Annotated in this window: 10 protein-coding genes; 8 read left to right on the top strand and 2 right to left on the bottom strand. The window is 54.8% G+C overall.

Features of this window, described 5'->3' with window-relative positions; genetic code table 11:
- Positions 1-123 precede the first annotated feature (123 nt).
- Positions 124-1,035: a LysR family transcriptional regulator gene (locus tag GCE01_RS10980; RefSeq protein ID WP_233126160.1), complete on the top strand. Its 912-nt coding sequence runs from the start codon at positions 124-126 to the stop codon at positions 1,033-1,035.
- A gap of 18 nt (positions 1,036-1,053) precedes the next feature.
- On the opposite strand, the gene GCE01_RS10975 is transcribed toward GCE01_RS10980, so the two are convergent.
- Positions 1,054-2,172, bottom strand: a complete 1,119-nt coding sequence (locus GCE01_RS10975; RefSeq protein ID WP_099212889.1) for a THUMP domain-containing class I SAM-dependent RNA methyltransferase — start codon at positions 2,170-2,172, stop codon at positions 1,054-1,056.
- Positions 2,173-2,410: 238 nt separating this feature from the next.
- Here GCE01_RS10975 and GCE01_RS10965 point away from each other — a divergent pair, with 238 nt between their 5' ends.
- The 7 genes from GCE01_RS10965 (at position 2,411) to GCE01_RS10935 (ending at position 10,499) form a co-directional block, all read left to right on the top strand.
- Positions 2,411-3,433 (top strand): aldo/keto reductase, encoded by a 1,023-nt coding sequence (locus GCE01_RS10965; RefSeq protein ID WP_099212887.1) that lies wholly within the window; start codon positions 2,411-2,413, stop codon positions 3,431-3,433.
- Between the two features lie 327 nt (positions 3,434-3,760).
- On the top strand, positions 3,761-5,407 hold the full coding sequence (locus GCE01_RS10960; RefSeq protein WP_099212886.1) for an FGGY-family carbohydrate kinase: 1,647 nt from the start codon (positions 3,761-3,763) through the stop codon (positions 5,405-5,407).
- Between the two features lie 71 nt (positions 5,408-5,478).
- Positions 5,479-6,795: an ABC transporter substrate-binding protein gene (locus tag GCE01_RS10955; protein ID WP_099213045.1), complete on the top strand. Its 1,317-nt coding sequence runs from the start codon at positions 5,479-5,481 to the stop codon at positions 6,793-6,795.
- 11 nt (positions 6,796-6,806) lie between these two features.
- Positions 6,807-7,715 carry a carbohydrate ABC transporter permease gene (locus GCE01_RS10950; protein WP_099212885.1) on the top strand — a complete coding sequence of 303 codons (909 nt, stop codon included), beginning with the start codon at positions 6,807-6,809 and terminating at the stop codon, positions 7,713-7,715.
- 1 nt (position 7,716) lies between these two features.
- A complete protein-coding gene (locus GCE01_RS10945; protein WP_086633853.1) occupies positions 7,717-8,544 on the top strand; it encodes a carbohydrate ABC transporter permease in 828 nt (275 codons plus the stop codon).
- A 53-nt stretch (positions 8,545-8,597) separates the two neighbouring features.
- Positions 8,598-9,701: an ABC transporter ATP-binding protein gene (locus GCE01_RS10940; RefSeq protein WP_099212884.1), complete on the top strand. Its 1,104-nt coding sequence runs from the start codon at positions 8,598-8,600 to the stop codon at positions 9,699-9,701.
- Between the two features lie 24 nt (positions 9,702-9,725).
- Complete coding sequence (locus GCE01_RS10935) at positions 9,726-10,499, top strand: SDR family NAD(P)-dependent oxidoreductase (RefSeq protein ID WP_046901882.1); 774 nt, start codon at positions 9,726-9,728, stop codon at positions 10,497-10,499.
- A gap of 46 nt (positions 10,500-10,545) precedes the next feature.
- Here the strand turns inward: GCE01_RS10935 and GCE01_RS10930 are convergent, their stop codons facing one another.
- A complete protein-coding gene (locus GCE01_RS10930) occupies positions 10,546-12,573 on the bottom strand; it encodes a phosphocholine-specific phospholipase C (protein WP_099212883.1) in 2,028 nt (675 codons plus the stop codon).
- Positions 12,574-12,584: the final 11 nt, after the last annotated feature.

Raw genomic sequence — 12,584 nt, 5'->3', positions numbered from 1 at the left:
AACATACCCTACCCTAATTACGAAAACTGTGCTTACCAACGGATCTTGCAGGCAGTTTACTCTCTTTTCTTGAAAGATCTTCGGAACGTTCTTAGTCTGCATCTTTTCGGTGCGAAAACTACGATGCTTCACAGTCGCCTTCTCATCTATCTGGATACGGTCGCCCGCTGCGGATCCATCCGAAAGGCAGGCGAGCATCTGAATGTGGCCTCAACGGCTATCAACCGACAGATCCTGACACTGGAAGATAACCTGGGGACCCCAATCTTTCAGCGTCTTCCACGCAAGCTGGTCCTGACAGCCGCAGGAGAGATTTTGCTCGCTCACGTCCGTGATACGCTCAAAAACATGAATCTCACGCGGCAGGTTCTTGAGGACTTGAAAGGCCTCAAACGCGGCGAATTCTCGATCGCCACAATGGTAGGTCCGATTTCGACCTTTCTACCACTTGCTCTGGCTGACTTTCATAATACGCACCAGAATGTTCGTATTCATGTCAGCACCTACGGCACACATGATCTGGTCGAGACAGTCAAAAATGGACAGGCCGATATCGGTATTGGGTTCGATATTCCAATGGACAACAGCCTCGTTGTTCAGACTGCGCGTACCGTTCCTCTTGGCGTCGTGATGAGTGTGCATCATCCCCTCGCCCATCAGGAATCCATTACTCTTGAAGAATGCAACGCATGGCCCCTGACGGTAGCAGACGACAGCATGGCCATCCGCCCCCACCTTGAAGATCTCTATGCCGCCCGCGACTTGAGCCTGACGCCAGCCATCGAGACCAACTCCATTGAACTCATGCGTCAGATGGCTCTATCCCCGGGAAATATCACCTTCCTGACACCATTGGACATCATTCAGGAAAGAGCAGAGGGCAAGCTCAAGTTTCTGTCGCTCAACGAGCAAGGTACTCAGCCCCAAACCCTCTCGATCGTGGCGAGATCTAAGATTTCCAATCCATTTACCGCGCTCTTCATTGAGAGAGTGGAGTATTTTCTTCAGGATTACACGAGTACCTACCCGGTTTGATCCGGCTGATAAACGCTATCAGGAGAGCGCTTCAGTCTGGAAAAGAAACACCTTCAACCCGCCATGGGGAATGGGCGCGCCTGTCGGCAGGAATGGAAGACCTGTTGCGTGGGCCAATGAGACTTCCGTCGTCAGAATACCGACACGCCATCCCTTGAACTGCTCCAGAAGCCTGTTTCCCAGAGCACGATAGAGAGCAGATAACTTCGTCTTGTCGCCGATACGTGTGCCGTAGGGCGGGTTCAGAATAACCAGTCCGGGAGAACTCCCTTCTGGCGGCATGATTTCGCTGATCGTGGCCTGACGAAACTCCGTACATGCCGTGACACCCGCTCGCAACGCGTTGGCTTCGCTCATAGTAATAGCGCCCGCGTCTCGATCACTTCCGTACAAGCGGAACTCAGGCGTACGCGCACTTTTAACAGAACGCATTGTCTGCCAAGCGTCTTCATCGTAGGTGGCCAACTGCTCAAAGGCGAAATGCCGTGATCGTCCCGGATTGAGGCGGGAAGCGATCTCTGCTGCTTCAATCACGAAAGTCCCGGAACCACACATAGGGTCCAGCACAGTTTCCTGACCATTATAGCGGCACTTTCGTAGAAACAGCGAAGCCATGGTTTCTCTCATGGGAGCACGATTAACGGCTTCCTTGTGCCCTCGCCTGTGCAGGAGATCGCCAGACGTATCGACACTGATGGTGCAGAAGTTCTGATCGATCCGAACGCGCAGGACGACATCTGCATTATCTTCCGCAGGAGCGCCTAACAGTTCCGTGACAATCTTGGAGATACGTTCAGCCGCTGCGCCGCTATGATAGATCCGCGAGGACGAACACGAGACCTCCACTTTGAACGGCACATCAGGGCGAAGAAACTCTGCCCACTTCACTTCTCGGGCGCGTTTTTCAAGCTGGGACAGGTATTCTGTCTTGAACTGCGCCACGCGCGCCAGAACCCGACTTGCACCCCGGATCCAGAGGTTGGCACGCCAGACTTCAGGCCACCCACCCCGCAGTGTCACACCACCAGGTACGACTTTTGGCTGGCGAAAGCCCTTCATCCGGACTTCGGAGCAAAGGGTCTCTTCCAGTCCCGGAGGAGCAGCAAGAAAGATCTCAAAGTGCCTGTTATTCGTCATGCGCTCTGAATGGCAGGAAGAGAAGGAAACAGCAATCGTCCGTTCTGAGTTTCAGCTGAGCTAAAACTGGGCCGGTGGATCACAACCGCCGACCATAAAATTTTTGTGCTCACGCAAACAAGCGCCTCCCTGCAACGTAAGCTGAAGATACGCGGAAGCCCCCTGATGATCCTTTAACCAGCGGCCTTTCCTCTCACAAACTCTGTGCAACGCGATCATCCCATCAGGAGGACCGATCATGAATCCTTCAGAACGTCGTAAGTTCGGGCGGAAAGACTTTAGCGTTACAGCCTTCGCTTTCGGAACGGCCCCACTTGGAAATTTTCTACAGGAAGTCGGCGAGCAGGAGGCAGATGACATGATCCAGCAGGCCTGGAACGCTGGTATTCGCCTGTATGACACGTCGCCCATGTATGGTCATGGATTGGCAGAGCTTCGGCTGGGGCATTCCCTCCGCTGGAAAAACAGAGATGACTTTGTCATCACAACAAAAGTCGGGCGGACGCTACATTCCGCCCGCAGGGCTGAGATTGACTTTGCCCCGTGGGTCAATGCGGCCCCTAACAAAATGACCTTTGACTACAGCTACGATGGAACGATGCGAGCCTTTGAGGACTCCCTTCAAAGGCTCGCTCTTGAGCACATCGACGTCGCTTTCATTCATGATATCGACCGCTTTACTCATGGCCCCAACCAACCTGAAGTTTTTCGGCAGGCGATGGACGGAAGCTGGCGTGCGCTGGAAAAGCTTCGATCAGAAGGCGTCGTCAAAGCCATTGGCGTCGGCGTCAACGAATGGGAAGTCTGCCATACCGCGCTTCAGCAGCGAGATTTTGACTGTTTTCTTCTGGCAGGCCGATACACGTTGCTGGAACAGGACGCCCTGAACGAATTCCTGCCTCTCTGCGAACAACGAGGCGCTACGCTTATTGTGGGGGGCGGCTTCAATTCAGGCATTTTGGCGACAGGGGCAGTTCCTAGCGCGAAGTATAATTACTCCCCTGCTCCCACGAGTATCCTCGAACGCGTCAAGAAAATTGAAGCTGTCTGCGCAGACTATAATGTGCCTCTCCCGGCGGCTGCGCTGCAATTTGTGGTGGCACATCCCACAATTTCTTCTTTTTGCGCAGGGACACGAAATGTGAGCCAACTCCAGCAGAATCTGAAATGGTTTACGCATCCCATCCCTGAAGACTTCTGGGCTAAACTCAAGTCAACCGGCCTGCTTGCAGAACGCGCTCCCGTTCCAGCCATGGCTTGACCTTGCCATCCGTAAGCTCGGGATTTTTCTGAGGGCTATTCCTGCTTTGAGACATAATCCCGAGCCTCAAAACATCATCTTTTTGAGAGGCGAACCCTTATTCGTCGAAAATGATGCCCCACACTCTGGACACCATAAATGATACATGTAACGTTAATAACGTTATATGTTGTTGTGTGAACGTTATTCCTGCAACAAGAAGCACATGTCAGTTCCGTCGAACGTAACATTCCAGAATGTTCGGTCTCTGATCTGATGGTGCGTCTTTCAGGATGACCCAGCCCAACGGCCTGTTCTCTGCGCGTTTGTCAGCTTTAGGTGTGCTGTATGGATCTGGTTCTCGGAATTGATGTAGGGACTGGCAGTGCGCGCGCTGGCATTTTCACCCTGACGGGGCAGAAAATGGCCTCTGCCGTTCAGCCAACCAAAACGTGGTCACCAGCACCAGATTTTGTTCAGCAGTCCTCAGAAAACATCTGGACAGCCATCTGCACAGCCACGCGCACTGCACTCGCCACCCTGACTGAGCCTTTCCGCATCATTGGGATTGGCTTTGATGCAACCTGTTCTCTCGTCGTGCTCGATACAGAGGGCAAACCGCTATCGGTGGATCCGCAAGGCCCGGCAGAGCAGAACATTATTCTCTGGGCCGATCACCGGGCATTGAGAGAAACTGCCGAAATTAACAACGGAGGATATGAAGTCCTGCGTTATGTTGGCGGAAAAATCTCGCCAGAAATGGAAACACCCAAGCTTCTTTGGTTGAAGCGTAATCTGCCCGAGATTTTTGCCCGGGCTGGCCATTTCTTTGACCTCCCCGATTTCCTGACCTGGAGGGCAACCGGTTCCCTGTCACGTTCAGCCTGTTCCACAGCCTGCAAATGGACCTATCTGGCTCATGAAGACAGATGGGACGATACTTATTTCAAGGCTATCGGCTTGGAAGAACTAACGGATGACAACTACGCCCGTATTGGCAATGACATTCGTCCGCTCGGCGGGATCGTCGGAAATGGCTTGAGCCCAGAGGCCGCCACTGAACTGGGTCTCGAGGCTGGCATTCCCGTGGGTGTTTCAGCCATTGATGCTCATGCTGGCGGCCTTGGCATTCTAGGGATTGAAGCTCACGGCGAACTCTCTGACGATGTTCTTGAGCGATCAATATCTTTAATCTGTGGCACATCCAGCTGCCATATGGCGGTGTCACAGGAGGCCCGTTTCGTGCCAGGCGTGTGGGGCCCCTATTGGAGCGCCATGGTCCCGGATATGTGGCTGAATGAAGCAGGTCAGTCAGCAACCGGTGCGCTGATTGATTTCGTCATTTCTCAGCATGCCGCGGGGCCCGAGCTCAAGCAGCAGGCTGAGCAATCAGGCAGTAATATCTACGCCCTCCTCAATGCCCGAATTGAAGAGCTGGAAGCTGGTAAACTGCCAGGAGGCAGCACAGCCAATCTTCACCTGTTGCCAGATTTTCATGGAAATCGTTCTCCCCACGCAGATCCGGATCTGAAGGGCGTTATCAGCGGACTCGCCCTGTCAGCGACGCCTGATGATCTCGCCAGGCTTTATCTGGCAACCCTTCAAGGCCTTGCGTACGGCACAAAGGACATCATCGATGCCCTCAATGCCCAAGGCTACCGGATCGACACCATTCTCGCCACGGGAGGAAGCACCAAGAACCCCATTTTCCTGCGTGAACATGCAAACGCCACTGGCTGTCGTATCCTTCTGCCCAAAGAGCCTGATTCCGTTCTTCTTGGGGCAGCAATTCTGGGGGCTGTCGCCAGCGGGCAATATGCCACTTTGCGCGCAGCTATGGCTCAGATGAGCCACGCCGGTAGCGAAATTCTACCAGATGCAAAGACCCATACTTATCACACAGCCAAGCGGTCGATCTGCCACGATATGCTCGCCAGCCAGCTCGCATGGCGTCAGCAAATGCAGGACGCTTTGGAAAAAACGTCCGCTTACTGATCTGCCTCCCGAAAACCCAAGCTGTCGTCCGTAATCCCGTTCACAGCTCTTTTTTCAAAGGTCTGAGTTCCATGTCCCGTCTGAAAACAGCCTGCACCCTTGCAGTTCTCTTGAGCGGTTCAGTTCTTTCTACTGCGCAAGCCGCAGGCACCCTGACAATTGCAACCGTGAACAACGGGGACATGATCGTCATGCGTCAGCTGTCGCAGGAGTTTGAAAAAGCGCATCCCGATATTCATCTCAACTGGGTGACTCTCGAAGAGAACGTTCTGCGCCAGCGCGTCACAACCGACATTGCCATGAAAACCGGTCAGTTCGACGTTGTGACGATCGGGAATTACGAAGTTCCCATCTGGGCGAAACAGGGATGGCTCACAGAAATCAAGCCGGACGCTGCATACGACATCAACGATGTGCTGCCATCGGTTCGGGAGGCCCTGACATCAGATGGCAAGCTTTACGCTCTGCCCTTCTATGCCGAGAGCGTCATGACCTACTACCGCAAGGATCTATTCCAGAAAGCCGGTCTGACGATGCCAGACGCCCCCACCTACGACCAGATCCGGCAATTCGCCGACAAGATCACAGACAAGTCAGGACAGGTCTATGGCATCTGTCTTCGTGGCAAGCCTGGCTGGGGTGAGAACATGGCCTATGTCTCATCACTGGCGAACACATACGGTGCCCAGTGGTTCGACATGTCCTGGAAGCCAATGCTGACGTCAGACGCATGGAAAAAAGCTCTGACATGGTATGTCTCGGCGCTGAAGGAAGACGGCCCACCGGGCGTTACATCCAACGGCTTCAATGAAAATCTGGCACTCTTCGCGAGCGGACATTGCGGCATCTGGATTGATTCCACCGTTGCCGGCGGCCTCCTGTTCGATCCGAAGCAGTCTCAGGTAGCCGACAAGGTCGGCTTCGCGTCGGCCCCCAAAGGCCCCTACGGCAAGGGACCAACATGGCTGTGGAGCTGGAGCCTTGCCGTTCCCGTCAGTTCCCATCAGGGCACGGATGCCCAGACCTTCATCACATGGGCAACCTCCAAGGAATACGTGAAGCTGGTTGCGGACCGAAAGGGATGGGTTGCCGTTCCCGCTGGAACCCGTGCCTCAACATATGCTGCACCCGAGTACCAGAAAGCTGCCCCATTTGCGTCGTTCGTTCTGAACGCGATCAAGACTGCCGACCCGAGTGGACAAACAGCAGAACCACGCCCCTATACCGGAGCACAGTTTGTCGGAATTCCTGAATTCCAGGCGGTTGGTACTCAGGTCGGGCAGACAGTCGCCGCGACCCTTTCCGGCCAGATGACTGTGGATCAGGCACTGACTGCAGCACAATCTTCTGTCACCCGTTCGCTGCGCCAGTCCGGCCGCGCCAAGTAAGGCAGAGTGCCATGCAGGCAGTTCTAGAACACAGCGCCCCGAAAGGGGCATCAGAACGCAAAGGCAAGCGAACGGGGCTTCTACTCCTTTCGCCTGCCGTTCTGATCCTTCTCGTCTGGTCTCTCGTCCCATTGGCAATGACGCTGTGGTATTCGCTGATCAACTACAATCTGATTGACCCGACGCTTCACGGCTTCGCTGGCTTCAGCAACTACTGGTACCTTCTGACTGATCCGGATTTTCTGTATTCCCTGTTGCATACAGTTATTCTGGTCGTTGGCGTCCTGATCATCAGCGTAGGTGGTGGCACGCTTCTGGCCATCCTTTACGATCAGGAGTTCTTTGGGCGCGGCATTGCACGTGTTCTCGTCATTTCTCCGTTCTTCGTCATGCCGACAGTGTCTGCCCTGCTGTGGAAGAACCTGATGCTGCACCCGATCTATGGCGTTTATTCCGCCATGATGCGGGCTGTCGGTTTGACGCCAATTGACTGGCTTGCCCGGTTTCCGCTCCTGACAGTCATGATGATTGTCAGTTGGGAATGGTTGCCATTTGCCGTCCTCATTCTCCTTACAGCCGTCCAGTCACTGGATAGCGAGCAGAAAGAGGCCGCACGGATGGATGGTGCCGGTCCGATCGCTCAGTTCCGTCATATCATTCTCCCTCACCTCAGCCGCGCAATCAGCGTCGTCGTGATGATCGAGACGATTTATCTGCTGACAATCTTTGCGGAGATCTCCGTCACGACGGCAGGCGGCCCTGGAGTGGCATCCACCAACTTGGCGTATCTCATCTACTCCCGCGCATTGCTTCAGTTTGATGTCGGCGGTGCCTCTGCCGGTGGTGTGCTGGCCATCATTATCGCGAATGTCGCTGCGATGTTCCTCGTGCGCTCCGTCGCACGCAACCTGGAGGTGTGAGATGGCGATCAAGACAAAACGCAGTACAAAAATCGCCGTCACCTGTCTGGGCTGGGGGATCGCGCTATGGCTCTTCTTTCCCATTTTCTGGATGATCTTGACGGGCTTCAAAAGCGAAGTTCAGGCGGTCTCAACACCGCCAAAACTGATCTTCGCGCCAACCCTTAGCAGCTACGCGGAAGTGTTCGAGCGCGCGAGTTACTGGCACTTCACCTTCAACACCGTCATCATCTCGGTTGGCGCTACTGTGGGGGCGCTCCTGCTTGCCATTCCGGCGGCATACTCGATGGCCTTCATGCCCTCAAAGCGCACACGCGGGACGTTGCTGTGGATGCTGTCGACACGCATGCTGCCTCCTGTTGGGGTGCTCGTACCAATCTATCTTCTGGCTCGCAGCACCCACCTTCTGGACACCTGCACAGGCCTGGCCATCGTCAACATGCTGACGAACCTGCCCATCATCGTCTGGATGCTGTTTACTTTCTTCCGGGAAGTTCCTGCCCCAATTCTTGAGGCTGGTCGCATGGATGGGGCAACACGCTGGCAGGAAATGACAATGGTCCTGCTTCCGCTTGCCCTCCCGGGGATCGCCTCCACAGCTCTGTTGTCGCTGATCCTGTGTTGGAATGAGGCTTTCTGGTCTCTCAATCTCACCTCCTCCAATGCCGCTCCGCTCACAGCATTCATTGCTTCCTTCTCCTCACCGGAAGGACTGTTTTTCGGCAAGCTATCCGCCGCATCCACACTCGCAGTCGCTCCGATCCTTGTGCTGGGCTGGATCAGCCAGAAACAGCTCGTACGTGGCCTCACCTTTGGAGCCGTCAAATGATGGCTACCCTAGCATTCTCCGTCCCCCAAACGCTCAGGAACGGGACCTGATTCATGGCAACTCTTGAACTCAAAAGCCTCCGTAAAACCTATCTTACGGAAGAAATCATCAAAGGCATTTCGCTATCGATCGAGGACCGAGAATTCGTGGTTTTTGTCGGCCCGTCCGGCTGCGGAAAATCCACGCTGCTTCGTATGATTGCAGGCCTTGAAGACATCACCTCCGGAGACCTTCTGATTGATGGACAGCGCGTTAATGACGTGGAACCGGGAAAACGCGGCCTCGCCATGGTGTTTCAGTCCTACGCGCTCTATCCGCACATGGACGTCTACAAGAACATGGAATTTGGCCTCAAACTCGCGGGGGTACCGGAGAAAGAACGGAGCGAGAAGATCCAGCATGTTGCCGCCACGCTTCAGCTTGAACCCTACCTGCATCACAAGCCGGGTCAGCTCTCAGGCGGTCAGCGGCAGCGCGTTGCTATCGGCCGCGCCATTGTGCGTAACCCGAAGGTCTTCCTGTTTGATGAACCTCTCTCAAACCTGGATGCAGCCCTGCGAGGCCAGATGCGAGTGGAGCTTTCGGCCCTTCATCGCAAGCTGAACGCAACCACCATCTATGTGACCCATGACCAGGTAGAAGCCATGACAATGGCGGACAAGATCGTGGTTCTCCAGAAGGGTGTTGTGGAACAGATTGGCTCACCGCTGGAGCTTTATCACCACCCGCGCAACCTGTTTGTCGCCAAGTTCATCGGCTCACCTCCCATGAACTTCTTCTCCGCAATCTTCCAGAACGGCGGGCACGACGGATCGAGTGTTCAGCTCCGGGACGGTACTCTTCTTCATGTCCCGGTCTCGCCACCGGATATTCTGCCCGGAACCAAGATTACGGTCGGTATTCGCCCAGAACACGTTGAGCTGGCTCCCGCGAGTGATGATAGCGGGGTTGTGGAAGTTATCGAGCGCCTCGGTGCCATCACGCTGGTTCATGTCCGCTGTGCCGACGGGCAGATCATCGTTGTTCAGACAGACGGTTTCACAACCCTCGAAGTCGACACGCCGGTCAGCCTGAAGCTTCCTCCGCAGCATTGCCACCTTTTCGCCCCTGATGGTTTGGCGTTCGAGGCCTGCCGCCGTCATCCCCTTGCCGCCTGATTTTTCTTCCCAGGAATATACATCATGTACATGGAAAAACTTCGCCTTGACGGTCGCGTCGCAGTGGTTACGGGCGGTGCACAGAATATTGGCCTCGCCTGCGTCACGGCTCTGGCAGAAGCAGGCGCACGCGTCATCATCGCAGATCTGGATGAAACACTTGCTGCACAATCCGCAGAAGACCTGCGCAAGCAGGACCTGAATGTGGATAGCATCCGGATGGATGTCACCAGCACGGAGAGCGTTCAGTCCGCAATCAAAACCCTTCACGAGAAAGAGGGGCATCTGGATATCCTGGTTGCCTGTGCCGGTATCTGTATTTCAGAGGTCAAAGCCGAGGATATGACGGATGGGCAGTGGCTCAAACAGGTGGACATCAACCTGAACGGCATGTTCCGGTGCTGCCAAGCTGTTGGCCGGATCATGATCGAGCAGAAAAAGGGCGCCATCGTTGCGATTGGCTCCATGTCCGGACAAATCGTCAATCGCCCCCAGCAGCAGGCGGCTTACAACGCGTCAAAAGCGGGCGTACACCAGTATATTCGTTCGCTGGCCGCAGAATGGGCCCCTCATGGCATCCGCGCGAATGCTGTCGCCCCGACTTACATTGAGACAACCCTGACGCGTTTCGGCATGGAAAAGCCGGAACTCTATGACGCCTGGATCGCCGGAACCCCAATGGGCCGAGTGGGCCAGCCGGATGAAGTGGCATCCGTCGTTCAGTTCCTGGCTTCCGACGCCGCCAGCCTCATGACCGGTGCCATCGTTAACGTCGATGCCGGTTTTACTGTCTGGTAAGTATCAATTCTGCAATCGGGCCTCTCGGTGAAGGGCCCGGCGTTCCTCAGGAACGCCGGGCCATAAGAGGGTCTGTCTTCCCCGGCCGCCCCGTTTCGATCCGGCCGGCAAAATGGACGTGTCCTCCAGTTTTCCCGCTTCGGCTGGTCACGGTCAGATCATACCAGAAGTCACTTCCGACCAACGGATAAAAGCGTGACGTCTCCTGCCCAGCAGGTAGTGTGGTCGTCCATTCTCCTGCAGGACCGTAAGCATCTTCAACGGTCAATTCTGCAGTCTCTGATTGGACGTTCTTGAGCGCAAGTCTCACTCCATCGTGCTCTTCCAAAAGCTGGACCTGCAATCCGGAAAATCCTTTGCCCGCCCGATAAAACCCGGCTGGACCATGCAGCGTGAAATCATGCTCAATCTCTAGCGGGATATTTTGCGCGTGCCCTGCCCCAACAGTGTATTGACGTGATACCTCCTGGCCGGAAAGCCGGAACACCGCCCCACGCGTCCCACTGTTGGCGATTATCAGATTTTGCAATTGCCCCGTGACCTGAACATCAACTGATAACTTATATGGCAGCACACAAGTTGTTCGCTGCCCTTCCTCCTGTCGCGGTAACGTTTGATATTGTGGAACCAACGGCAGCGGAAGCATGCAGGACTTTCGCGTCCGAGGCATATAGTCGTCTGTATTTGGCAGGCTCGCTTGCCATGATGTGTCAGTCTCGGAAAAATCAAAAGCCGATGTCAGATCGCCACACACAGACCGACGCCAAGGCGTGATGTTCGGAGCACGCACCCCAAACCTGGCTTCAAGGAACATCAGGACGGATGTGTGATCAAACAGCTCCGAATTGACACGTCCTCCTTTACTCCATGGCGAGATCAGAATTGCCGGAACCCGAGGACCTAGCCCCACAGCAACACCGTGATAGGTTTCTCCGCTAACTGAAACAGTGCTGCTGCCCTCATCCGGATGCAAAGCCGGAACAGGCGCTGGAACATGATCAAAGAACCCGTCATTTTCATCATAATTCAAGATAAAAACGGTTTTTGACCAGACGTCCGGATGTCGAACGAACACGTCCATCAGTCTTGAAATCAGATGTTCGCCATATCCGGGCGGAGCATTAGGATGTTCAGAAAGAGCGGCGGACGGCACAATCCAGGAGACCTGCGGAAGAGTACCCGAAGCAATATCTTTCTCAAACGCCTCTACAAGAAACTGTCCTTCAGATGTCGCAGCATTTCCGGCGGTTGAGCCTTCAACAATCGCCCGACCTCGCTGATATTGCCATGACGCCTCTGACAACCCACGAAAGGCACTAAATCCAGCGAGGGCATTATCACCGAAATTGTCGTACTCCTGATATACTTTCCACGACACGCCCGCCTTCTGCAGCTCTTCTGCATAAGTGGTCCATTGGAAGGCCTGAAACTTCGGATTGTCATGCCGCATATCAGCCGACGTGTTGCCATCATCAACATTTTCAACGGCCTGCCTGCCGTCATGCCCGACACTCAGACCATTCGTACCTGAGAACAAAAACAGGCGGTTGGGGTTGGTCGGACCGAAAATCGAACAATGATAGGCATCGCAGATCGTAAATGCGTCCGCCAGAGCATAGTAGTAAGGGATGTCACGGCGGGTGAAATGCCCCATCGTCATGGCGGTTTTGTGAGGGACCCAGCAGTCCCACTCATTCCAGGTTTTCTGACTGCCTTTCCAGCTATGATCCAGACTGGCAATGCAGGCACTCGAGGTATGAACTGTGTTCATGCGGAAGGGCATAACCGCAGCCCCATCCGCAGCTTTCTGTGCGAAAACTGACGTTCCATCCGGTTGATGCGGGGCACGCGGGTCTCCATACCCCCGAACACCTTGCAAGCAACCGAAATAGTGATCGAAAGAGCGGTTTTCCTGCATCAGGATCACCACATGCTCGACGTCCTGAATTGTGCCGGTTTTCCGGTTGGCCGGAACCGCAAGGGCCTGCCGCAGATTACCCGGCAGTGACCCTGCAGCAGCAAAAGCTGCTCCCAGTTCAAGAAATCTGCGTCGGCTGGAAAGCGGTCCGGTCATGATGTCGTCCG

The organism is Gluconobacter cerinus (assembly GCF_002723935.1).
In the GTDB taxonomy this organism is placed as follows: Bacteria; Pseudomonadota; Alphaproteobacteria; order Acetobacterales; family Acetobacteraceae; genus Gluconobacter; species Gluconobacter cerinus.
The sequence above is the reverse complement of the archived record's forward strand: the minus strand, read 5'-3'. Positions and strand labels throughout refer to the sequence as shown.